Genomic DNA, 25,508 nt, shown 5'->3' on the forward strand with positions numbered 1-25,508 from the left:
CTCCTACAGACGGTGGTATTGATTTATTTGTAGGAGTCTTCGCAACGCAGTGGAGAGACGATGGTTTGGCACCATGCAATCGCGTCTCCGCTTTGCTTCGAGCGCTCCTACAGAAGGCGGTAGGGTTTTATTTGTAGGAGTCTTCGCAACGCAGTGGAGAGACGATGATTTGGCACCATGCAATCGCGTCTTCGCTTTGTTTCGAGCGCTCCTACAATTGAGGTTTCTCCTTAATTGGGGTCAAGTAGAGCGGCACAAAGTTTGCAGAACAGTAGTAATCATTTAACTATCGTCAACGAGATGACACTTATGAAACCATTCATAGCACTAGCATTAATACTGATAACCAGCAGTGTTTGGGCTGATCGCATTAAAGATTTGTCGGCGGTTCAAGGTGTGCGCAATAACCAACTGGTGGGTTACGGTTTAGTTGTTGGTTTAGATGGCTCAGGCGATAAAGCACCCTTTACCAATCAGACCTTCCGCAACATGATGGAGCAATTTGGACTCACCATTCCAGAAGGCGAAGACCCAAAATTAAAGAATGTGGCGGCAGTAAGTATTCATGCTACTTTGCCAGCGTTTGCTAAGCCCGGCCAAGAAATTGATATCACCGTATCAAGTTTAGGGAATGCATCCAGTTTACGTGGCGGCAGTTTATTGCTCGCACCATTGCGTGGTGCCGACGGCAATATTTATGCTGTGGCTCAGGGTAACTTAGTAGTGGGTGGTTTCGGGGCCGAAGGCGAAGACGGTTCATCGATCAAAGTAAACATTCAATCGGCAGGGCGTATTCCCAATGGCGCTATTGTTGAACGTGCCGTACCCAATACATTCTCTCAAGGTGATTATTTAACGTTTAACCTGCATCGCCCAGATTTCACCACCGCCAAACGTATGTCAGAAACAATAAACACATTGCTCGGCCCAGAAGCCGCCTACGCAGTAGATGCCGCCTCTGTGCGAGTGACCGCACCACGAGACGCTAACCAACGCGTGAGTTTTTTAAGTGTCTTAGAGAACCTAGAAGTTGACCCAGGTGAAGGCGCAGCAAAAGTTATCATCAACAGCCGCACCGGCACCATCGTTGTCGGCAAACACGTAAAAATTGAAACCGTCGCCATCACGCACGGCGACCTAACCGTCACCGTACAAAACGACGTCATCATAGACCAACCCGAAGGCTTCTCCGCCGGAGAAACCGTCGTCGTACCCCAAGCCAACCTAGACATAGAAGAAGAAAAAGGCCCCATGTTCCTATTCGGCCCAACCGTCACCCTAAACGATCTAGTCAACGCCGTAAACGAAGTAGGCGCAGCCCCAGGCGACTTAATGGCTATTTTAGAAGCACTAAAAAGTGCAGGCGCGTTGAAAGCGGAATTGATAGTGATTTAAAAACGGCTTTGAGCTGCTGGCTGCGAGCTTCGGGTAAAAATTAAAACCAAACAGCGCTGTTAGTAACTTTTGAACTTGTAGGAGTCTTCGAAACTCAGTGGAGAGACGATGGTTAAGCAACATACTGTCGCGTCTCAGCAAGCTACGAACGCTCCTACGAGGTCTACTAAAACGACGCTTTAAACCCGCAGCTCGCAGCCTGAAGCCCAAAACCGAACTTCTGGCACACTTCTCGCATCACTCCCTACACAGTGCCAACTAACTGAACATATCGGCAAGCTTTTGCCGGAGAGGGTTTTATGACTGCGCAACTCGATGCCGCTTTTAACTATAACGATTTACAGGGTTTAAATACCTTGAAACGTGGTGCGTCTAAGGATGACCCTGAGGCGTTGAAGGCGGTTGCTCAGCAGTTTGAGTCGATGTTTATAAGCTTAATCATGAAAAGTATGCGTGATGCGACTGATGTTTTGGCTTCTGACCTTGAAAGCAGTTACCAAACTAAGTTTTACCGCGATATGAGCGATCAACAGATGTCGCTTTCTATGTCGCGTGATGGTGGTTTTGGTTTGGCAGAAGTGTTGTACGAGCAATTATTGAATGATAAAAACCCAGTGCGTCCGAACTATTTAGATAATAATATTAAGCCTTTAGATGAATCTATTCGGCCAATTTTGAATGCATCGCCGTGGTCATTTAACAGCCAAGACAGCAAAGCTAAGAGCATAGCGCCAAGCCTTGACGATGTGTTGCCAGAAATAAACAGTAAGCAACTCGATGCTCAAGACAGTAGTGATCCTTTTGCTTCGCCAACCAGTTTTATTAACCACATGCTACCCATTGCAGAAGCAGCAGCGCAAGTCTTGGGCGTGCAGCCACAAGTATTAGTGGCTCAAGCTGCATTAGAGACTGGCTGGGGCAAAAAATTAATTGCCAATGAAAACGGCGACGTAGCGAATAACTTCTTTGGCATAAAAGCCGATGGTCGTTGGCAGGGTGAAACCGCCGTGACGACAACGCACGAATATATCGAAGGCAATAAAATTACCATCAAGGCGCCGTTTAGAGCTTATGACAGTATTGAAGCATCGTTTAATGATTATGCGCAGTTTTTAGCAACTTCCGATCGTTACCAAGAAGCCATTAAACATTCTGAGCAACCGGAAAAATATTTAAACGAATTGCAATCGGCCGGCTACGCGACCGACCCGCACTATGCAGAAAAAATTATTCGTATTGTAAACAGCGATTGGTTTAAACAGGCGTAAGGTGAACAAACTATGAGTCTGATTGGAACCGCCATTACAGGTTTAAAAGCGCAACAAGAAGCGTTAAAAACCACCGGGCATAATATCAGTAATGCCAATACACCGGGCTATTCTCGTCAAGAGGTGGTATTGAGCAGCGCTAACCCCTTGTATCGTGGCTTTGGCTACATTGGCCAGGGTGTTAACGTGGACAGTGTTCGCCGTATTGGTAACCAGTTTTTGCAAATGCAGCTCAACGCCGACACCTCCAGTTATAATCATTTACAAACCTACCGTGAACAAATTGAACAAGTCGACCGTATTTTGGCCGATGATCGCACCGGCTTGCAGCCCCAACTCGATCGTTATTTTGCCGCCATGCAAGGCGCGGCCGATAACCCTGCCTATGTGCCATCGCGTGATGTCGTGCTAGGTGAAGCACAAGGGCTTGTTGACCGTTTCGAAACCATTAGCCGCTACCTAGCCGATCAAGGCAACGTGGTTAATAGCCAAATTGAAGCAGCCGTCGGGCAAGTAAACGCGATTGCCGCGGGTATTGCTCAATTAAACGAAAAAATTGTCACCGCACAAGGTTCCGCAACGGCTGCGCCGCCTAATGATTTATACGATAAACGTGAAGAATTAGTCAGGCAGTTATCAGAACTAGTTGATATTGATGTGATTGATGTAGACGGCACGGTAAACATCGCCATAGGCAATGGTAATCCATTAGTTTTAAAATATGAATCTGCTCGCCTAGAAGCCGTACCCGGTTTAAAAGACCCGTTTAAAGTAGGTATTAAATTTATTAGTAAGGTCGAAAATACCGAAATTACCGACTCACTTAATCAAGGCAAAATAGCTGGCTTGTTAGATTTTCGTGAAGAAGGGCTTTCGACAGCCATCAACAGCTTAGGTCGTATTGCCGTTGCCTTTACTCAAGAAACAAACCAAACCCATAAATTGGGCATCGATTTAGAAGGGCGCTTTGGGCAAGATTTTTTCAAAGACTTGAATGACCCTGAACTTAGCAGTGGACGGGTATTTGCATTTTCAGATAACGCCTTGCCGAACGACAATCTATTTAATGTTAACTTCAAAGATAGCTCATTGTTAACAACGTCTGACTACACTTTTAACGTACCCGGGCCAGAAAACAGCCGCTATGAAATTGTTCGCAAAGACACCGGTGAAATAATTCAAGAGGGTGGGCTAAGCAATGAATACCCACAAACATTTGAATTTGATGGTTTAGAGCTGGTGATAAAAGCGGGCACGTTTTCGCAAGGTGACAGCTTCACCATCGCGCCTTTGCGCAACGTTGCGCAACAAATGGAACTCATGCTCAGGCAACCTTCAGAGTTAGCCCTTGGTTACCCAATGAAAGCCAATACCAGTTTAAGCAACTTAGGCAGCGGTACCATAAACCAAGGCGCCATGCTTAGCCGAGATTCAAATGCTTTTGCGGTAGATGGCACCATGAGCCCACCGCTGATTATTCAGTTTGAAAGTGAAAACCGCTATTCCGTGTTAGATAATTCCGACCCAGGTAACCCACGGCCATTAAACCCGCCGATGGAAAACCTAACCTTTGTACCCGGAGCGGTAAATACTATTTTTACCGACGACCCCGGCGAAACGATGGTCAACAGTTGGCGCGGCAGGTTGCCTTTTAAACCTGAAATTGGATACGGCGGGCCGACGACCATTCCAATGGAAAATGGCATTAACCCAGAACGGTTTTCATTTTACAGAACAAACCCAGACACCGGCGTTGAAACCAAAGAGCCAATTATTTCGACACTTGGCAGCGCCAGCGCAAAAGAAATTGTTCAGCAACTAAATCAAGTTGAAGGCGTAGAAGCACGTGCCTATACCGAAGTTAAAATCGCTAACTTTACCAACTCAGGTACGCCTTATGACCCCGACAACCCATTTGAAATTTGGGTGAACGGCAAAGAAATAACGCAAACGTTAAACAGCTTGAACCAAACCACCTACATGGAAGGTTACCCAGAAATAGTACCCGATGACATGGGGCCAAACTTTTTAGCCGACCGTATTAATCATCACTACGAACTTCAACAGTTAGGTATTCGAGCCGAAAGTGATGGCACAACACTCACCATTGTGGATGAGTCAGGTAACGATATTCTCATTGAAATGCGTGGTGATAAACCGCAACCTGTCATAACTGGCGCACCTGTATTGCCACCCGGTATTCCCGCAAACATAAACGCCTATATTGATCCAGGTGATACCTTCATGTTATCAACCGGTGAAGAATGGCCTGTTGAAATGATAAGCGGCGATACCCAAGGCAAAATTAATAATTTAACGGGTTACGATTTTTCAAGTGATGGCCCGTACGAATTTAAAATGTACCTACCCGATGGCCGTACCGGCTATGTAGAGTTAACAGGTAATCATGCAACCGGCGAAGACGTAAAAGATGAAATCGCCTCAAAAATACAAGCCTTACTCGACAGCCCCGGCCATGTAAAAGCCGTAATAGACGAGCGCGGTAATTTTAGTTATCAAATATTCATGAGCGTAGAAGGCACCGGCAATCAAAACGTTTCGAGAGTGAATGTAGGCGGCCAAGTAGACATTGCCATGGCTGATGGGCTACGCCTAAAAACCGATCCAATGGTCGGCGGAATTTTTAACGGCACACCCGAAGCCAAATCAACCTACATGGGCTTCCAATTTGAAATTAGCGGCAGACCTGTAGCCGGAGATGAATTTACCATAGGCTGGAACGAAAACGGCGTCTCCGACAACCGCAACGCCCTAGATTTAGTTGCCATAGAAACAACCGACACCGTAAACGTAGAAGACGGCGGCATGACTTTAACTGAAAGCTACAGCCAAACCGTAGAACAAATAGGTACCCTAACCAGCCAAGCCCAAATACGCAGCGACGCCTCAAAAGCGGTACTAGATAAAACAACCGAAGAACTACAAGACATAAAAGGCGTAAACCTAGACGAAGAAGCCGCACGGTTAATAGAATTTCAAGCCGCTTATAACGCCAATGCGAAAGTGATATCGATAGCACAGGAATTGTTTGATTCATTGTTGGCGGCGGTTTAAGGGCGGTTCTGGGTTTTGGGCTGCGGGTTTAAACATAAAAACGGTTGAATTAAACACGTAGGAGCGCTCGAAACAAAGTGGAGACGCGACAGGGCAACACCAAGCCATCGCGTCTCCGCAAGCTACGAACGCTCCTACAAGAAATTTGAGTAATATTAAGTGGCAAGCAGCGTGTTTTTAATCTTCAAAACCCGAAGCCCGCAGCCCAAAACTGACCTTAGAGGTTTAAAAAAATGTCCGACAGAGTATCAAGCTATTGGATTTACCAGCGCCCAGTCAACGATATGATGACGCTGCAAGCGAATCTGAATCGTACGCAGGAGCAGTTGAGTACGGGTAAAAAAATGTTATCGCCTTCCGATGATCCGGTAGGTTCTGCGCGCGTATTGCAGTTAGATCAAGAAATTTCCTTGCTCGATCAATACGAACGCAACATTACCTTGCTCGATTCTCGCTTAGAAGCTGAAGAGGGTGTGTTAAAAGGTATAACCACTACAATCCAGCGTGTACGCGAACTGACCGTACAAGCCGGTAACGCGGCTTTATATACCACCTCTGAACGCATCGCCATTGGCCAAGAAATTAGCCAGCGCGTAAAAGAAATGTACGACCTAATGAACAGCAAAGACGGCGGTGGTGAATACATATTTTCAGGGTACTCTGGCGATCAACAGCCATTCGTGCAAAACCCAGGTGGCGGTTACAGCTACCAAGGTGATGAGGGCGTGCGCTTTTTACAAGTCAGCCGATCCATCACCTTAGCCTCTAGCGACAGCGGTAAAGATGCTTTTTTAGACATAGATGCCAATGTACCATCGTTTTTCACCTCTGCCAGCAGCGAAAACCGCGGCAATCCGCCAGCGGTGGTATCGGCAGGTATCACCGTTGATCAAGAAGCCTTAAACGACTTCTTCCCAGAAAACGCCGTCATCACCTTTAATAACGAACTCGACGTAGATCCGCCAGGGCCAAACTATACCGTTCGCCAAAAATCAGACGGCCGTGAAATAGAGGGGCTATCAAACATATCCTATAGCCCTGGAAGCCCAATACAGTTTCATGGCATCAACGTCAACGTAACCGGTAAACCCTACCCAGGTGATAAGTTCATAGTCGAAACCTCGCCTAAGCAAGGGCTACTGGTCACCACCGAAAAGCTAGAATACGCACTGAATAACTTCGGCGACGCCCCAGAATTCAGCGATATTTACGACGAAGCCATATTCAACACCCTAGAAAATTTAGATGCTGCCCTAGAAAAAGTATCACTCGTACGCGCCAGAATAGGCTCAAGACTCAACACCACCGAAACCACTATGAACCAACACGCCGACAACAAACTCGCCGCGCAAGATATTAGATCCAGCATACGCGACTTAGACTACGCCGAAGCCATCAGCCGGTTGCAGCTAGAAGAGTTTATTTTGCAAGCCGCGCAGCAGACGTTTGCTAAGGTTACCTCGCAGAGTTTGTTTGACTTCATCCGCTAGCCATAGGCTAGCTGATGAGAACTGTTGCTCCAAGGGCAACAGCTGGCTTCGGGCTGCGAGCTTCGGGTTTAAACATTAAAACCAAAGCAACGTGGTTGAATTGAAAAGGTAGGAGCGCTCGGAACAAAGTGGAGACGCGATGAATTCAGTTTTAGGCTTCGGGCTGCGACCTGCGGGTGAGGTCAAAAGATTAGGGCGGTTGTTTTGTGTTTTTGTAGGAGTCCTCGGAACGCAGTGGAGAGACGACAAAACGTTGCATAAGGTCATGTGAAAAATCTATGGATTAGGTGGTTGCTTGTCCTTGTTGTCATTTATCTCTAGTATGTGTATGAATTGATTTTCTATGTGTATGGGGCGAAAATGAGAACTAATATCGTAATTGATGATGATTTGATGGCTGACGCTCTTAAGGCTACGGGGCTGAGTACTAAGAAGGAGGTTGTTGAGCAGGGCTTGAGGTTAATTATAAAGCGTAACCAACAGCAGGCTATCCGTGAGTTAAGAGGGCAATTGCACTGGGAAGGCGATTTAGATGAAATGTGTGGTGCAGAGTGATTATAGCGGATACCAGTGTTTGGATAGATTATTTTAACGGTCACGACAACTCGGTGACCGATGAACTTGACAGCGGATTAGCACAAGGGATTATCGCCATTGGCGATCTTATATTTCTTGAAATATTACAAGGTTTCAAAAGTGATAAAGACTATAATTTGACCAAGTCCACTTTAGAAACGCTCGATCAATATGAAATGCTAGGGCACGCGCAAGCTTTAAAATCGGCAGAAAATTACAGAGCCCTAAGAAAAAAAGGCATAGCAGTTCGAAAAACCAACGATGTGATCATTGCAACATTCTGCATAACAAATAAACTCCCCTTATTGTTTTCAGATAGAGATTTCATGCCTTTTGTTGATCATCTTGGGCTTGTTGCTGCGATAGATTAAGGGATAAAGGCTGTTGCGGGCTTCGGGTTGCTGGCTGCGAGAAAGTTCAAAAGATGGAGGGCGGTGGTTCAAGGCTGCGGTCTGTGAGTAAAAAGTTAAAGCCGAAAAAGGCGCTGTTTTTGTTAATTTTTATACCCGCAGCCTGAAGCTAGCAGCTAAAAACAAAAAAACAATCTACAATTAAAACATGGCACCAAAGAAAAACATGCCACCAAAAAACAATACAAACCTCAAGCCTCAGGTTCCAAACCCGCAGCCCGAAGCCCGAAGCCAAAAACGGACGGAGTCCAAAAATGCCCACCCTAAAACAACTAGACACCGCCTTCAACGACCTATGGCTCCACACCGAGCAACTCCCCACCTTGCTCGAAAAATGGCAAGAACTCGTCAGCGAGCACCTAGCCGAGCTAGGCGATAACAAAAAAGAGCTAGACGCTTTCGAAGAGCGCATGAATTTCTGGCAGAAAGTGTTAGAAGAAAACCGCACTTTAATACAAGCGCATCAATCAACGTTGAAAGAGACTATAAAAACGGGAGAGCCTAGCCCGAAGAAGGATAAGCAGACTAAGGCTTATAGGAAGGGTTGAAAAAAGCTGCAAGTAAGTTCAAAAACGGTTACGGGCTGCGAACTTCGGGTAGGGTCAAAAACTTAACGACAAATCACCTTTGGCTAGCCATTGGGTGAGGGTTTGAATTTAAAAGTGAATGACTGTTTGAGCGAAGCGAGTTGTTATGAACGGCTTAAATTCATACCGGAGCGCAAGGGCGGGTTGAGCCACAGATCTGAGATTTTAAGAAAGCTGCCAGCTTCAAGCTTTCAGCTGCCAGCAAAAAAGCTAAAACAAACCCCACACAAAGCCCTAAACCACCACAACCCAGCCCGTTATATATCTTTTGAACAAACTCGCAGCCCAAAAACCGTTTTTGAACATACTGACCGCTGAAAGCTCGCAGCTGACAGCTACCCAAATCCCTTGACCCCACCCGCAGCCCGAAGCCCAAAACCCGCAGTAACTAATTTTATACATAAAAATTAGTTTTTTATTCCAAAAAACTATAAAAGATTCCCAAAAACCGGCCGCTATAGTCATTGTAACTAAACAACGTCGCTAGATTGCATACGCTATACGCGACTACGGAGAATTAATATGGCTCAAATTATTAACACCAACATCTCGTCGTTAACGGCTCAGCGTAACTTGAATACCTCGCAGGGCGCTAACAACACAGCCTTAGAGCGTTTGTCTTCTGGTCTGCGTATCAACAGTGCCAAAGACGACGCCGCCGGTCTTGCGATTTCAACCAAGTTTGAATCTCAAGTAAAAGGCTTAAACGTCGCCATCCGTAACGCGGGTGACGGTATCTCTCTAGCACAAACTGCAGAAGGTGCCCTAGGCGCCATGACTGAAAACCTACAGCGTATTCGAGAGCTAGCGGTTCAGTCTTCAAACGCAACCAACTCAGACGATGACCGAGTAGCACTTCAAGCAGAAGTTAAGCAATTGATGGCGGAAGTTCAACGTACAGCTGAAGAGACAAATTTTAACGGTCGAAACTTACTTGATGGCTCTTTTGAAGGGACATTTCAAATTGGTGCGAATGCTGGTAACACAGTCGAAGTTAAAATTACGGAACTTACAGCGGACAAGCTTGGTTCAAGTGCTCAGGCAGGTGTGAGTGCATCTGGAAATACTAGTCAGTTAGGTAATGGGGATCTAGTGATTAATGGCGAATCGATACGCGCATCGGTCTCTGGCGATGACGAGTTGTCTTTTGCTGGAAAAGAATACTCAGGGATCGCGAAAGCAGCAGCGATAAATGCTTCTTCAGAGTCAACAGGGGTAGTAGCTACAGTAGACGAGAACGTTGTTGTTGGTTCTGATATGGCGACTTCAACAGCAACAGGTACTGCAGCTGGAGCAGCCACTATCGTATTAAACGGAGTCTCAATAGATATTGAAGGCACAGACAATGCAGACGACTCAGCTAAAGCAGCAACACGTGGGTCAGTCATTGAATCAATCAATGCTAAAGCAGAGCAAACAGGTGTGATGGCAAGTGATGGTGGTAATGATGGTGGTGTTATTTTAACTGCATCTGATGGACGAAATATTACAGTTACAAGTGCAGCAACTAATGATCTTTCTGTTTATGGCCTAGCTGATTCCGATATTACAGCAGCAGCTTCAGTTCAGTCTCAAGCTGGCTTTACTCTAACATCGCAAAATTCAAGTATAGATATTGAGATTGCAGGTGGGAATGGGACTGGTAATGGCGATATCACTAATTCAGGCTTAACTGCTGGAACCTATAAAGCTCAAACAGCCTCTACATCTACTACTAAGCAAGAGGTGAATGGAGTGGATGGAGCATGGGCAACGGTAAATTCAACTGATGGTACTGCTGCACTTTTAACTGCAGCAGCAGCAGCAGGGGAGTTAACTATTGGTACCGCTGGTGGTGACACGTTAGCTGATTTGCAAGCAGCGTTTGATGATGCTGGCTTTGACGTAACTGTAGGTGCTGATACTCAGCAAGGTATTGCAGTCGCAGTCAATGAAGCGTTAGCCTCAGAGAAGCGAATTGGAGATGGTGATTTAGTTATCAATGGCGTAGCTATAAAAGCATCATCAAGCTTAGATGACACTGCTTCTGATACGACAGCAGGGTCATCTGATGGAGCTGCATCTGCGATAGCGATCGCTGCAACAATTAATAAATCATCAAGTGACACTGGTGTGACTGCTGAAGCAAATGCAACAGAGGTTGTTGGAGGCGCTAAAAATGCTCTTGGTCTAGTTGCAGCGGATGGTACTGCTGCTGTTCTAGGGACTGACGTTGTTGCAGGCGCAAGTGTACAGTTGACACTTAATGGTGTGAATGTTTCTTTAGTTGAAACTGAAGATTATGAAAAAAATAAAGCAGGAGCTATTGCTGCTATTAATGAAGTGTCAGGTCAGACTGGCGTGGTTGCCACTGATAACGGCGAAACGTTAACCTTAACTGCCGCTGATGGCCGAAATATATCACTCTTTGCTGACTCCTCAGATGCCGGTGAGGCATTGATTGATTTAAACACTAACATTAATAACTTTGGTTTAAGTGGTTCGTCTGTTGGTCAAAATACGGGTACAACTGGTCTTAAGGCATTTGATTATGCCAGTGGCGCAGAAACAACCTATGGGACTGTAACATTATCTTCAGCTAAATCATTCGATGTGAGTTTTGGTACTGCAGGTACAAAGGGTCTTGAAGATTCTGGGTTGACCGCAGGTACTTTCGGTGGAGGGGAAGATGGAACATTCCTAAAGGATGTAGATATCTCTACTTTCCAAGGTGCCCAGGATGCAATCACAGCAATCGATAACGCACTAAAAACCGTATCAAGCCAACGTGCAGAACTCGGTGCCTTGCAAAACCGTTTCGAGTCTACCAGCTCTAACCTTCAGATTACCTCTGAAAACTTAAGTGCTGCAAACTCTCGAATCCGTGATGCGGACTTCGCTGCTGAAACTGCTGAACTGTCTCGTACTCAGGTATTGCAGCAGGCAGGTATTTCGATCTTGGCTCAGGCTAACCAGAAACCACAGCAGGTATTGTCACTACTCGGTTAATAGCGACTCCTTCGGGAGTAAACCAGGCGATGGCCGCTTTCGCGGCCTAGGCCTAACGCTAGCGCTCTTGAATAAAGCAGTATTAAGAGCAATCGAAAGGTGAACGGAGGTTGTAACATGAATGAAATTAGTATGCAGCCAGCGCTAAATACTAAGCCTTCCGCACCAACACGCGACACTGGTAATACGGGTGAGAAAGGAAACCAGCCCAAGGTAGAGCAAGCGGAAGCACGCCAAACCGTGAACGTGAAAGCAGTTTCTTCCTTTGATTTACAGAAGAAAGAAACAACGGAAAAAGCGCAAGAAGAACGAGTAGAGCAAGCAGTCGCGAAACTCAATGACTACGTACAAAACACAGAACGCAAACTTGAATTCCAATTGGATGAAGAGTCAGGAGCAACAGTGATTAGGGTTTACGATAAGGCATCATCGGAATTAATTCGACAGATGCCCAATGAAGAAGCCTTGGAACTGGCGCAGAGGCTTAATCAAGAAGAGCCGTTGATGTTGTTTAGTGCGCAGGTTTAGAAAAAATCCCGCTTTTAGCGGGGTTTTTTGTTTTGGGCTTCGGGCTGCGGGCTTCGGGTTTGGACCTAAAACCTAAAACCTAAAAATTGTTAGGGGGTTTTGGTTAGGGATTTTGTTAGGCCTGTTAGCATTCTTGATATGGAGTTTAATTGTTTTATCCAGTTCGTTGATTGTTCCTTTTCGATATATTTTACTTTTTGCCCAATCCATATTTGTGTTTTTAGTTCGGCTGCTGAGCTATAGGCGATGTTCAGAAAGCGCTTCTTTTCAGAAGAGCTCGTTCGTGTCATGCCTTCGGCAATATTTGAAGGGATCGACAACCCAGACCGGGTTATTTGATCTTTAAAACCCCAATCCTTTAAATCTTTCAATTCAATATACAACTCCGCACTCAATTGAGCAGAAGTCTTCCATACATCCAGTTTTTCAAAATTCATATAATCATCCTTGATTATGGCTTTTCGGGTTGATTAGTTTATCAGGCTATTTGAATGGCGGGTGTTGAATGGGTCACAGGTGAGGGATTGTTTCTGGCTGCGGGCTGCGGGCTGCGGGCTGCAGCCCAAAACCGCTCTTTCAAAAATACCGGGCGGCTAGCATTCGGTCATGTAGAATGCGTATGACTTCCACGCCATAGGATGTTTCACGGTAGTAAATAAAGTGTCGCATGACTGGGTGCTTACGGTAACCACGACGAATGTTGTCACAGGCTATTCCTGCTTTAGGGCTTTTTGCCAAAAACCTGAAGGCTGCTATCAAATCGTCAATATAGCGCTCTGTTTGATTTAGCTCCCAATGTTTCATTGAGTATATCCAAATAGACTCCAGATCTTCTCTTGCCTTTGGTGCTAACTTATATTCAGGCATGCTTTGTTTTCATTGTTTGCTTGAATAATTCACCATCAAACGGCTGCGGGTCTCCGCTTTGCTCACCTTCGATAAGTGCAGCGCGCACGGCTTCTATATCTGCTTGGCTTGCTTGGTCACGGCGTATTAAATCGCGAATATACTCACTATCATTTGTGTATTCGCCTGCGGTAATTTGGGATTTAATCCAAACATCTTGTTGAGCGGTAACCGTGATGGTTTTCCGTGTGGTACCCATAAAAGCCTCCAATAAAAGATCATACTATTGATGCAATATAGCATACGCCCGACCAAAATCCACCGTAATGTTGAAGGGGAGGGGGAGCTGTCAGCTATCAGCTTCAAGCTTTCAGCGAAAGAAAAAAAGCAAGCAATGTCTACTATAACGGTGCCACACCTCTATCTTTTGACCTTACTTATAGCTTAAAGCTGACAGCTTGCAGCTATTCTTCCCCCATCCCAATACACATGGAAAACTGAATTATCTATACACATACCCCTGATATGTATAGAATTTCTAAAAAGCTATCCATAAGTATTTTAAATGACCTCAATACAACCTTTACCACTGCCTAATATTGAAACGTGGGAAACTCGAGCAGTTATGAAGAAAGCTGCGCAAGCACACCGCTTTTTAGCGGAGTTAAAGGGTGTTGCGCTTACTATTCCTAATGAAGGCATTTTAATTAATACACTGGTATTGCAAGAAGCTAAACACAGCTCAGAAATAGAAAACATTATTACTACGCATGATGCTCTTTTCAAAGCTGAGCTTGATCATTCAACTGAAACCAATGCAGCAACCAAAGAAGTGCAAAATTACTCTACTGCATTGAAGCTAGGGTTTAGTCATGTACGTCAAGATAAACTTATCCGGCTGAGTGATATTTTGGCCATTCAGGAAACCTTAGAAAAAAACCGGGCAGGGTTGCGTAAGCTGCCAGGAACAGATTTGAAAAATTCCGCCACAGGTGAGGTAATATATACGCCGCCACAGCACCCAGATGATGTACAAGCCCTCATGGAAAATCTGGTTGAGTATATAAATGACTCAAGGATATGTGATGCCGATGAACTCGTGAAAATGGCCATTATTCATCACCAGTTCGAGAGTATTCATCCCTTTTACGATGGTAATGGTCGTACTGGCCGCATTATTAATATGTTGTATTTGGTTGCAACGGGCCTTCTGGATATCCCCGTTTTATACCTGAGTCGTTACCTTATTCACAGTAAATCTGAATATTATGGTCAACTGCAGGCTGTACGTGACTCGGGTGATTGGGAGCCATGGATTCTTTACATCTTAAATGGCGTCATAGAAACCGCTCAAGGCACGGTGCAGTTGATAAACCAAATAAAATCGCTAATGGTGCATTACAAAAGTGAATTGCGAACCAAGGCACCCAAAATCTATCGACAAGAACTACTTAATAATTTGTTTAACCACCCCTATACAAAAATTGAGTTTTTAGTGCAAGATCTGAGCGTATCTCGTCTAACCGCATCTAAGTATCTAGATCAATTAGTCGATATAGGGCTATTGCGAAAAGAAAAAGTAGGTCGCAGCAACTTCTACATTAACGAGCCTCTACTGCAGCTTTTTGTAGAACACAGCTGACAACATAACCTCCCCCATCACTTGAACTTACTGACAGCTGTCAGCTATCAGCTTCAAGCTTTCAGCGAAAGAAAAAAGCAAAACAATGCCTGCTATAACGGTGCCACACCTCTATCTTTTGACCTTACTGGCAGCTATCAGCTTCAAGCTTTCAGCGAAAGAAAAAATCCAGGCAGAACCTATTAGAGCGGTGCCGAACCTCCATCCTTTGACCTTACTTGCAGCTTAAAGCTGACAGCTTGCAGCTATTCCCCCCCCCCAAAAAACCCTAAAGTTTTAACCACCCCCGCCGATACATATATCAACCAATAGTCTACTCTATGATCATTGGTTTGGTTTTTGCATTAAGACACTGTTCAACGGTTAAGGGTTTGAGTTATGGCGGGCATACAATCACTGGGTATCGGTTCTGGGTTGCTGACTTCAGATTTAGTCGACCAGCTTGTGGCTGCGGAACGGGGGGCAAGTGATCTCCGCTTAGATAGAAAGTCGGCCAGAGTTGAGGCTAAAATTTCCGCTTATGCTGAAGTTCGTACGGTGATGGATGCGCTGCAGTCGAGTATTGGCAGTCTTTCTCAGGCGGCGACTATCCAGAGTAGTTCGGCTAAATCTTCCGATGAAACCGTGTTAACGGCCACGACCTCTAGCTTGGCTGAGCCAGGTTCTTACCGTATTGAAGTTGATGAAATTGCAAAGTCGCATTCGTTGGCGAGTATGCAGTTTAGCTCGGTTGACGATACCGTCGGTACGGGTACCTTGTCGTTTAAATTTGGGACCACAACTTATGATGGTTCCGATGAATACCTGGCATTTGAACAAGATGCTGCCTCGTTAGTGACCTCTATTGATATCACCTCAGAAAACAATACTTTGGGTGGTATTCGCGATGCCATTAACAATAAAGATTTTGGCGTGTCTGCCTCGGTTGTTTACGATGGAACAGGTTACCGTTTATTGCTTACCAGTGAAAAAACCGGCAAAGAAACCAGTATGGAAATTGAGGTGTCGGGTGATGCGGGTTTACAGTCTTTAGCCTACAACAGTGCCCAACATGACCCAGCCAGTAACATGACTGAAACCCAAGCCGGTTCCGATGCGTTAATGCGCATTAATGGTTTAACAGTAACCAGTTCAACCAATAAGCTAGATCAGGTGGTTCGCGGTGTAACCATTAACTTAAATGAAAGCAGCCTCACCGGCGTGATGCTCAACGTTACTCGCGATACCGATGATATTGCCGATAAATTGGAATCGTTTGTTGAAAAGTACAACGAGTACAAAGGCCTTTACGATGAACTCACCAAATATAACCCCGATGACGAAGTCGGCGGTATCTTGTTGGGTGATAACGTTTTAAGAACCGTTCAATCGCAACTGCGATCGGGCATTACCGATATTATTTCAGGCGTTACCGGTTCTACCTATAAATCGTTGATCGAAATTGGCATCAGCACAGACCAGCACGATAGTTTTAATTTAAGATTTGATCGCGCTGAATTTACCAAAGCGATGGACACCGATGCTCAAAGCCTAGTGGGTTTGTTAGCGACCGATAATCAAGCCAGTGATGCTCAAGTTAAGGTGGCTAATATTGGCCCAAATACCAAGCCAGGCACCTATGATGTCAACGTAACGCAAGTCGCTACTCAAGGTTCATTTCAGGGTTTAACAACGCCTGCTTTAAGCTTTGCCAATGACGTCGTTGTTTCTGATGTGAACGATGAATTTACCATGACCATTGATGGTAAAACTAAATCGGTCAGTTTAGAGCAGGGTAACTACAGCAACGGCGAAGACTTAGCTTTAATGTTACAAAACTCAATCAATGGGGCGTTCAGTGGCCAAAGTGTCACTGTGAATTTTGATGACGCCAATGATCGTTTTAGTATTACCTCAAGTAAATTTGGTAGCACGTCAGAAGTTAACATGGGCTCAGGCGATGCCTTAGTAGCCAATACTTTTGGTTTTGCCAGTTCAGGCAGCGGCCAATACGCGGGCAGCTTTTTTAACACCTTAAACGATGCCTCATTTGCGGCTTCTAGCACACCAGGTGGCCAGGCCTTTACCGGTGAAGCAGGAGCAGATTTTAGCAACAGCCCTATTACCTTCGATTTAACATTAACCGGTACCAGCGCCGATGGCACTTACAATATGTCGTTCGATGAAAACTGGGCCGATGTACTCAATAATGAAGGCGAAATAACGACCGATCGTGATCGTTCAGATGTATTAAGTTATATTCAAAGTGAAATAAATAGTAATGCTGCTTTGGTCGGTGTTGTAACGGCAGAGTTTAACAGCAGTAACCGGTTAGTTTTTCGTACTGAACCTACGGCGGGCACTAGCCAAACGTTAACTATTGCCAATACCAATGTCACGGGTGTTGACTATTTAGGCATTACAAACGGCTCAACCAGTTCGGGTGTGAGTATTTCAGGTGTTAATTTTGAATTAGCCTACTCGAATCGACAAGGCTCGGTGACTGGACAAAACCCTATAGCAGTCCCTGACGGTACATATGAAACCGCTGAAGATTTAGCGGCCGCGATTGAAGCAGCCATTAATGCCGATGGCAACATAAGTGGTGGTGCGACAGGCGCGCAAACTGAAAAAGGCGGGCGTAACATATCGTCGGCAATAGACTTTGCTGCCGACCCTGCACAGTTTGAATTTTCTTTTAACGGCTCCGATTATACGGTAGACGTCACCGCCAATGGTGCCGATAACCTAGCCAGTATTCAAAGTGCAATTGACACCGCAATAGGCGGAGCAGCGGGTCAAGTTGTTGCGAGCCTAAGCGGCAATGGCCTAGTGTTAACGACAGCAAATGCTGGCTCAACCCAAACATTAGAAATTAAACGTGATGGTATTGGTGCGGTTACGAATGCAGGTTCGGTTGATTTATCAACCGGTGTCGATTTCTCAGCTACGCCTGCCGCATTTACGTTGGCTGTCGATGGTTTCGATATCAATGTTAACGTTGATGGCAATGGTACCTTAGGCACTAACGACGGTGAGTCTAATTTAGCGGCGATCCAAAGTGCCCTTGATACGGCATTGACAGCCGCCGGTGGTGGCGGTGAATTCCAAGCGGGCGACGTTGTTGCAAAATTGAACGCCAGTAATCAAGTGTATTTTGAAACCGTCTCAAAAAATGGTGTACAAACTGAAGCAACCTTTGGCGCCGATGCCACTGTACAAATTACCGCTGCCGATACCAATGCAAATAACGCGCTAGGTGTCACCGATGGTGCACTTAACATTAACGGCTTCGATGGTTTCGGGTTAGACAAAGGGGTTTACACGGGCTTTGATTCGCAAAGTACCGTCAGCTATCAGCAAGATGACACAGGCAAGGGCCGCTTTGTTATCGCGTTTGATAACAGTACCGATGTCACCATCAGCAACCCATCGCTGAATTCTATCGTGCAGTTGGGTTTATCAGATACCAATCAAAGCAGCGCTGATTCGAAAAAAGGCGTCGATGTAGAAGGCACCATTAACGGCGTAATCGCAACGGGCCGAGGCCAATATCTAACCGCTTCTGAAGGCAACCAAGCCGCAACCAACGGCTACTTACTCGGCGGCACCGGCTCAGACTTTTCATCGGCTGAAGTAATAGATGGCACCAACAACACTTTAAAAGTGACGATCGATGGCACTGAATCGGGCACCATTACTTTAGCAGCAGGGGCGTATGCCTCAGGCAACGAACTTGCCGCCGAATTGAAAGCGAAAATAAATGCCGACACAACCTTAAAAGACGCAAATAAAGCCGTCGACGTACAGTACGATGCCGACACTAATACCTTTGGTATTTTCTCCGTATCAAAAGGCGCAACATCCACCGTAAAAGTCAGTGAAATAACCGCCGGCGGCATAGGCATATTTGGCTTTACAACCTCATCACAAGGCGTTAGCGGTAAAGATACCCAAGGCACCGTCGATGAAGCTGCCGGACTCATGCTAAAAGTCTCAGGCACACGCATAGGCGACCGAGGATCAGTCACCTATGTTCAAGGGGTCATGTCGAAACTCGATGCCTTATTCGACAGCATGCTCTCGTCAAAAGGTTTACTCACCGCCAAAGAAACCAATCTAGGTGATGACCAAGCAGCCATAGAAGACGAACGCAAAGCCGTAGATGAAAAAGTTACCGTGTTTGAAGCAAGGTTAAGAGCCAAATTTTTATTCAACGATAAAATAATTAGTTCATTGAAAGTGACTGAGGATTTCTTGAAGAGTCAGTTTGAAGCTATGAATGCTTCGAAGGATTAAAAGATAGCTGTCAGTTTTTAGCTGCAAGCTGCAAGTAAGGTCAAAACATAAGACGCTGAGCTTGGTTTTGTAGGAGCGTTCGGAGCTTGCGTAGACGCGATGGTGTAGTGGTTAATTGTCGCCTCTCTACTTTGTTCCGAAGCCTCCTACGAATTGTTTCGAAGGCACGTACGAATAAAGTGGTTTAAAAGCAAAAATAGACGCTGAGCTTGGTTTTGTAGGAGCTTGCGTAGACGCGATGGTGTGGTGGTTAATTGTCGCCTCTGCACTTTGTTCCGGAGCCTCCTACGAATTGTTTCGAAGGCACGTACGAATAAAGTGGTTTAAAAGCAAAAATAGACGCTGAGCTTGGATTTGTAGGAGCTTGCGTAGCTTGCGTAGACGCGATGGTGTGGTGGTTATTTGTCGCCTCTGCACTTTGTTCCGGAGCCTCCTACGAATTGTTTCGAAGGCACGTACGAATAAAGTGGTTTAAAAGCAAAAATAGACGCTGAGCTTGGTTTTGTAGGAGCGTTCGGAGCGATGGTGTGGTGGTTATTTGTCGCCTCTCCACTTTGTTTCGAAGGCTCCTACGAATTGTTTCGAAGGCTCCTACAGAATATTGTGGTTTTAAATCTCAAACCAGCAGCTCGAAGCCCGAAGCAAGCGGTTGCCCATCGGGCAACCGTTCAATCTCCCTCTATCTAAACTGCTTGGATACTGCAGTGGTTGCTCCGCTATCATCTTCAACACTTAACGAGACCGTTTTAATGTTGTTGCGGTGTAGGTATCTGCTTGAGATAAAGAACCACGGTTGATTAATCTCAAGGTTTCCTAGCGTCCACGTTTGCGATGCAATATAGCCATCGCTGTCAGAGCTGTTGCTAAGAAAAATATACCAAAAGAAAAACCGGTACGCGCTTATGCTGGCCTCTGGCGAGGCATTTAGGCCGATATCGATGATTACAGGGTCGTGGTCAGATGAGCGATAAGCACTGGGTGCGTATAGGCTTAGTACCTGCGCGTCCGATTTATACTCGGTGTTGTAATCCAAAATAAGTGGCTCGTCTGTGTTGATGTGCCAGTCTTGAGTGTGAATGACTTTTTCAGCAAGTGCGGCTGAGGCCAATGCTTGGTCTAAGCTGCCAGTTTCGCCGTCAAACACGTAAGAATAATCGCCTGGTTGCTTAAGCTGAGTGAAGCCTGCTTCTTCAACTGTACGGATTGGGTCTTCTTTGCTGTAGGCATTTAGATCGCCCATGATCAAAATGTTGTCGGTAGCAACACCGGTTGGGTTACCTGCTAACCATTGCGTTAATGCGATAGCAGCGTTGGTACGTGTTTGGTTGTACGCGCCTTGGCCTAAGTCGCAATCATTAATGGTTTCACAGTTACTGCTACCCTTAGATTTAAAGTGGTTTACGATCATAGTCATGGTTTCTGAACCGTCTACAGTAGAGAACGATTGAGTTAACGCAGGGCGGTTACGAGAATCGTCAAACAGTGGTTCACCAAGATCATTCAAGGGTGAGTTTGTTGAATCCAGAATGGCCGTGACACCGGTTGGCGTCACAACAGCAGGGCGGTAGATAATACCCACGGCAATAGCGTCATCACCAATTTGCGGGAGGCCAGGGTTGATGTAGGTGTATTGGTTGTCCGCGCTTTGCTCTACGTTGATTGCATTCACCAATTCTGCAATAGCACTGGTTTCAGAGAAGCCATCGTTTTCAATTTCCATCACACCAATTACGTCCGCATCAATAGCGGTCATGGCCGACACGAGCTTCGCCGTTTGGCGTTCGAGTTCTAATGGCGTATCAGCACCGCGATCTGTTGGGAAGCCGCCGCCTAAACCGTCGCCATTAAAGAAGTTAAGCACGTTGAAGCTGGCGATTCTTAAATCGCTTTCCGGTACCGGAGTGGGTTCCAAAGTACGTGGGTTATCACCGTTGAATACTGGCGGTGTGGTAGGGATTAACTTGTAAGCACCAAAGTTAAAGTTAATTACACCGGTTAAGTTGTTTACGGTATTGCCAATGCGCAAAGTGTTGTAAGCATCTAAAGCCGGAGCCGGGAAGATAATCGGATCAGGGTTTTGGGTGCTTATGCCGTCATCCACAATTAAGCGGTTTAGGTTGTTAGCCGCTCGAATGGCATCGGCGTCAGGGCCAGGTGCAGCAACATCTGTTGGGATGCTCCGACGACCATTGGCCACCATGAACTCACCATAACGACCTAGTGTATAGACTTCGTTAACCGTTAGAGGGGTAGTGGACGTCACTAACATGCCCTCAAGTGCTTCTAATTCATTAGCTGAACCGAAAGGCAAGTTTAAAGAAGCGGCACTTGGCAGTGTGTTATTAGTACTGCAAACTGCAACATCTGAAACATTGGCTAACTGTGTAAAGCCATAATATTCAGCGGCTTCACCACGCACCCGTACTTTATCGCCAACATTTACATCGGTGCTGCTGTGGTAAATAAATAAGCCTTCAGAGGTCGCTGGGTCTGCATCGGCATCTATATCGGGCGATTGTACAAAGAACCCGCTGGCCTGATTACCGGCTTGTAAATCGGCCGTTACAATGGCTTCAATATCAACAACTTGGCCAAGCAATGGCGTAGCGGAGCCACTGCCTTGAACTTCGGAAATAAGGGTTGCAGGGTCTGCGCAAGCAAAAGCGGTTGGTGGGTCTACGGGGTCTGTACCGCCACCACCATTGCCTAAAAAGGCAAACGTATCTTTGGCATGGCTTACCCACTGCACACTGGGGTCAAATGCTGCTGTAAAGTCGGCATCACCTGCACTAACAGAGGTTTTACGTGTAAGGGTAACGTCTTTACCGAAATAGTCAGCATTACCGAGCTGGCCAATTCGATCAACCACAACGCCGTTTTGTTTAAGTAACAAAACATCGTTGCCGTTAAAGTTGGTGACGCCAGAGAGAACATCGGCAATACCGGTAATATCTGCAACGGCTTGGCTATTGCCGATCACATAAGCTGTATTTGCCGCGAGACTGCCAGTAAGAGGCAATATGGTGTTTACCGTGGTTGAGCCATTGGTATAAAGCTCTAAACTATAGCTGCTTAAATCTGCCGTAGTCGAGTCTAAGTTGGTTAGCTCAATCGCTTTGTTGTAGCTAGAGCCTTCAACATATTCTGTTATCAGTACATCGGCATAGGCTGCATTTGCAAGCAGTATACCGAGTAATAGGGGGGTTCTAATGGTCATTGGGTATTCCTCGTCGTTATTATTATGTATTCCTTTGGACTGACTTTCGCCGACTACACCAAAAAGCTGTTCGTTAGGACAACTTATCAAATTAATATGACACTATTCTTACAGTAGAGCAATGGAGAATTGTAACTCTTCTCTTTGCAGTTCAGCCAGTGAAAGTGGAGTTTTGTCGGACTAACCAAAGGGTCTGTTTTAATAGGTCGTTCGGGCACATCCATGTGACACTCCACAGCGAGATCCTTCTCGCTGAGGCCTATTAAAACAGACCCTTTGGTCACTCCTGATATTGTGGCTGGTTTAGCATTGTTGTTTTTGGTTGGGTTCTAAGTAGGCTAACTTCGCACAAAGCTACGCAGAGGTGCTATAAAAATAGGACGTTCATTGGCATGGATGCCAATGACGAGCCCCCATGGACGGGTTTACGGCGTTCCTAGTTTTATAGTACGTCTGCGTGGGTAGCCCAATTAGTTTGTTCGTAAACTAACCAGCAATTTGCAATGCGTTACGTCGCTGTGTACCATCGCGCGCGGTTCAAAGGTGGCTTACGAAAGCCATACATTCAGAATGAAAAGGTTACTATTGCATGTTGTTGGCTCAAAAAAGAGAAGATTGGTTAGGAAATATACGCGGTGATGTTTTAGCCGGTCTGGTTGTGGCGCTGGCGTTGATCCCAGAAGCCATTGCATTTTCTATTATCGCAGGTGTAGATCCCAAAGTAGGCTTGTATGCCTCATTCTGTATTGCCGTCATTATTTCAGTCGTCGGCGGCCGCCCAGGGATGATCTCTGCAGCAACCGGCGCGATGGCCCTGTTAATGGTCGACTTAGTCGCCGAGCATGGTATTGAGTACTTGTGGGCCGCAACCTTATTAACGGGTGTTATTCAAATTATTGCAGGTTACTTAAAGCTCGGCGAGTTAATGCGATTTGTGTCTCGCTCAGTGGTGACTGGGTTTGTAAATGCCTTGGCAATTTTGATCTTCATGGCGCAATTACCCGAGCTCACCAACGTATCATGGGTCGTTTATGCCATGACAGCCGCGGGGTTAGGTATTATTTACTTGTTTCCTTATATTAATAAAACGATTCCATCGCCGTTGGTAACCATTGTCGTGTTATCGGCTATTTCTATCTTATTTGATTTTGATATCCGCACCGTTGGCGATATGGGAGATTTACCCGACTCCTTGCCTCACTTTTTCTTACCTAATGTACCCTTTAACCTCGAAACCTTAGCGATAATCTTCCCTTATGCAGCGCCATTGGCCGTTGTTGGCTTGTTAGAGTCGCTAATGACAGCAACCATTGTTGATGATTTAACCGACACCACCAGTGATAAAAACCGTGAATGTAAAGGCCAAGGTATTGCCAACATTGGTTCAGGCTTAATGGGCGGCATGGCGGGTTGTGCGATGATCGGTCAATCGGTTATTAACGTGAAATCGGGTGGGCGCGGGCGCCTATCGGCTTTTGTAGCAGGTACGGTTTTGCTTATCATGGTGGTGTTTAGTAGCGATTGGGTCGCTCAAATTCCAATGGCGGCACTCGTGTCCGTAATGATCATGGTCTCTATTGGTACCTTTAATTGGGGCTCAATACGTGATCTGAAGCAATTCCCCTTATCAACAAATTTAGTCATGATAGTCACAGTCGTAGTGGTGGTTTGGACGCATAACCTAGCTTACGGTGTATTTGCTGGCGTATTATTGGCTGCATTGTTCTTTGCCAACAAAATTAGCCACTTTATGTATGTTGAAGCAACACTAGATGAAACCAGCGATAAGCGTACTTATAATGTTGTAGGTCAGGTATTCTTTAACTCAGCAGATAAGTTTATTGCCGCCTTTGATTTTAAAGAAGCAGTAAGCCTAGTAGAAATCGACCTGTCTCGTGCTCACTTTTGGGACATTACAGCCGTAGAATCGCTTGATAAAGTCGTTATAAAGTTTAAGCGCGAAGGTACAGATGTTAGTGTTATTGGACTTAACGAAGCCAGTGAGACCATTGTTGACCGATTCGGTAAACTAGGTAAGCCGGAAGAAATTGATAAAGTACTAGGAGGCCACTAATGGCTGATAATAATAACAACGAACGTACGTGGACAGTCGCTTGTATCGACGGTTCAAAATTCAATGAATCGGTCAGTGACTATTCAATTTGGCTAAGCCAAGCTCTGGGTGCACCTTTAAAGGCACTGCACGCCATTGAGCACAACGCCATTGCCGCGGTATCAGATTTTTCTGGTGCCATTGGAATTGGCGCCCAAGAGCACTTATTAAGCGAGCTGACCGAAGTAGAGCAGCAGCGCAATAAGCTCGAAATTCAAAAAGGCAAAGAAATTTTAGACGTTGTTAAAACGCGCGCCGAAGCAGCGGGTATTGAAAACGCCACGAGCACGCAACGGCACGGCCCATTGGTCGAGGCTTTAATAGATTTAGAGCACGAAACTCGTGTAGTGGTGATTGGCATTCGTGGCGAAGCCAGTGATGAAAAAAATAACCACTTGGGTGGCCACCTAGAAACCATCGTCCGTTCCGTGCAGCGGCCAATCTTCGTCGTGAATAAGTCTTTCGAAGCCCCTAAAGCCGCCATGTTGGCCTTTGATGGCAGCGAATGCAGCCTTAAAGCGCTCGATATGGTTGTAAACAGCCCAATGTTCAGCAATTTACCGGTACATATTGTCAATGTGTCTAAATCGGTGAGTGCCGGTGAAGAATTAGTTGCACCGGCCAAAGCCAAGCTAGAAGCCGCAGGGCGCACCGTGCATAGCTCGGTGTTAACCGGTGACCCGGCTCAAGCGCTTTGTCAGTATCAGAAAGAAAACAATATTGGCCTAACCGTAATGGGTGCATTTAGCCACAACCGTCTACGCGACATGGTTTTTGGCAGCTTTACAGCCAAATTACTATTGAACACAGAACAGCCTTTGTTGTTGCTTCGTTAATATATATTCTCATTGGTTGTTGCGTTGGCTAGCTAAAAACTGCGCTGAGGCACTGTAAAAACAGGGCGTTTATTGGCATGGATGCCAATACCGAGCCCCCATGGACGGGTTCACGGCGTACCAGTTTTTGCAGTTCCTCAGCGCAATCAGCCACATAAAATTGCTTGCCGACCGTGCCGCTTTGGTTTTTACAGTAATTTCACTATTTTCGCAGCCAGTACCCCCACAAAACAGCGGGTTATATACTTGACTGTTTTAG

Annotated in this window: 17 protein-coding genes; 13 read left to right on the top strand and 4 right to left on the bottom strand. The window is 45.8% G+C overall.

Features of this window, described 5'->3' with window-relative positions; all coding sequences use genetic code 11:
* Positions 1-309: 309 nt before the first annotated feature.
* The 9 genes from ACI882_RS15520 to ACI882_RS15560 all read left to right on the top strand — a co-directional run bounded on the left by ACI882_RS15520 (position 310) and on the right by ACI882_RS15560 (position 12,317).
* Positions 310-1,395 carry a flagellar basal body P-ring protein FlgI gene (locus tag ACI882_RS15520; protein ID WP_411745899.1) on the top strand — a complete coding sequence of 362 codons (1,086 nt, stop codon included), beginning with the start codon at positions 310-312 and terminating at the stop codon, positions 1,393-1,395.
* Between the two features lie 299 nt (positions 1,396-1,694).
* On the top strand, positions 1,695-2,663 hold the full coding sequence (gene flgJ, locus ACI882_RS15525) for a flagellar assembly peptidoglycan hydrolase FlgJ (protein WP_411745900.1): 969 nt from the start codon (positions 1,695-1,697) through the stop codon (positions 2,661-2,663).
* 12 nt (positions 2,664-2,675) lie between these two features.
* Complete coding sequence (flgK, locus tag ACI882_RS15530) at positions 2,676-5,738, top strand: flagellar hook-associated protein FlgK (protein WP_411746432.1); 3,063 nt, start codon at positions 2,676-2,678, stop codon at positions 5,736-5,738.
* 233 nt (positions 5,739-5,971) lie between these two features.
* The gene (flgL, locus tag ACI882_RS15535; RefSeq protein ID WP_411746431.1) at positions 5,972-7,228 is read left to right on the top strand and encodes a flagellar hook-associated protein FlgL; all 1,257 of its coding nucleotides are present in this window, start codon (positions 5,972-5,974) and stop codon (positions 7,226-7,228) included.
* A gap of 360 nt (positions 7,229-7,588) precedes the next feature.
* Entirely contained in the window at positions 7,589-7,783 is a 195-nt protein-coding gene (locus ACI882_RS15540) for a type II toxin-antitoxin system VapB family antitoxin (protein WP_411746430.1), read from the top strand.
* Positions 7,780-8,175: a PIN domain nuclease gene (locus ACI882_RS15545; protein WP_411746429.1), complete on the top strand. Its 396-nt coding sequence runs from the start codon at positions 7,780-7,782 to the stop codon at positions 8,173-8,175. Before ACI882_RS15540 ends, ACI882_RS15545 begins: the two co-directional genes overlap by 4 nt.
* Before the next feature lie 293 nt (positions 8,176-8,468).
* On the top strand, positions 8,469-8,762 hold the full coding sequence (locus ACI882_RS15550; protein WP_411746428.1) for a hypothetical protein: 294 nt from the start codon (positions 8,469-8,471) through the stop codon (positions 8,760-8,762).
* A gap of 561 nt (positions 8,763-9,323) precedes the next feature.
* Positions 9,324-11,789: a flagellin gene (locus ACI882_RS15555; RefSeq protein ID WP_411748536.1), complete on the top strand. Its 2,466-nt coding sequence runs from the start codon at positions 9,324-9,326 to the stop codon at positions 11,787-11,789.
* A 117-nt stretch (positions 11,790-11,906) separates the two neighbouring features.
* Positions 11,907-12,317, top strand: a complete 411-nt coding sequence (locus ACI882_RS15560) for a flagellar protein FlaG (protein ID WP_411748537.1) — start codon at positions 11,907-11,909, stop codon at positions 12,315-12,317.
* A gap of 89 nt (positions 12,318-12,406) precedes the next feature.
* On the opposite strand, the gene ACI882_RS15565 is transcribed toward ACI882_RS15560, so the two are convergent.
* From ACI882_RS15565 to ACI882_RS15575, 3 genes are all read right to left on the bottom strand, one after another.
* A complete protein-coding gene (locus tag ACI882_RS15565; protein WP_411748538.1) occupies positions 12,407-12,754 on the bottom strand; it encodes a four helix bundle protein in 348 nt (115 codons plus the stop codon).
* A 139-nt stretch (positions 12,755-12,893) separates the two neighbouring features.
* Entirely contained in the window at positions 12,894-13,184 is a 291-nt protein-coding gene (locus ACI882_RS15570; protein WP_411748539.1) for a type II toxin-antitoxin system RelE/ParE family toxin, read from the bottom strand.
* The gene (locus tag ACI882_RS15575; RefSeq protein ID WP_411748540.1) at positions 13,177-13,422 is read right to left on the bottom strand and encodes a type II toxin-antitoxin system ParD family antitoxin; all 246 of its coding nucleotides are present in this window, start codon (positions 13,420-13,422) and stop codon (positions 13,177-13,179) included. The genes ACI882_RS15570 and ACI882_RS15575 overlap by 8 nt, the downstream gene beginning before the upstream one ends.
* Before the next feature lie 306 nt (positions 13,423-13,728).
* Between ACI882_RS15575 and ACI882_RS15580 the strand changes: the two genes are divergently transcribed.
* Complete coding sequence (locus ACI882_RS15580) at positions 13,729-14,805, top strand: Fic family protein (RefSeq protein ID WP_411748541.1); 1,077 nt, start codon at positions 13,729-13,731, stop codon at positions 14,803-14,805.
* A gap of 378 nt (positions 14,806-15,183) precedes the next feature.
* Positions 15,184-19,083 (top strand): flagellar filament capping protein FliD, encoded by a 3,900-nt coding sequence (gene fliD / locus ACI882_RS15585; RefSeq protein ID WP_411743881.1) that lies wholly within the window; start codon positions 15,184-15,186, stop codon positions 19,081-19,083.
* A 679-nt stretch (positions 19,084-19,762) separates the two neighbouring features.
* On the opposite strand, the gene ACI882_RS15590 is transcribed toward fliD, so the two are convergent.
* Positions 19,763-22,300: an ExeM/NucH family extracellular endonuclease gene (locus ACI882_RS15590; protein ID WP_411743880.1), complete on the bottom strand. Its 2,538-nt coding sequence runs from the start codon at positions 22,298-22,300 to the stop codon at positions 19,763-19,765.
* A 589-nt stretch (positions 22,301-22,889) separates the two neighbouring features.
* On the opposite strand from ACI882_RS15590, the gene ACI882_RS15595 reads away from it, so the two are divergent.
* Positions 22,890-24,374 carry a SulP family inorganic anion transporter gene (locus ACI882_RS15595; RefSeq protein ID WP_411743879.1) on the top strand — a complete coding sequence of 495 codons (1,485 nt, stop codon included), beginning with the start codon at positions 22,890-22,892 and terminating at the stop codon, positions 24,372-24,374.
* A complete protein-coding gene (locus tag ACI882_RS15600; RefSeq protein ID WP_411743878.1) occupies positions 24,374-25,249 on the top strand; it encodes a universal stress protein in 876 nt (291 codons plus the stop codon). Before ACI882_RS15595 ends, ACI882_RS15600 begins: the two co-directional genes overlap by 1 nt.
* Positions 25,250-25,508: the final 259 nt, after the last annotated feature.

Origin of the sequence: Reinekea sp., from assembly GCF_046710285.1 — a bacterium.
In the GTDB taxonomy this organism is placed as follows: Bacteria; Pseudomonadota; Gammaproteobacteria; order Pseudomonadales; family Natronospirillaceae; genus Reinekea.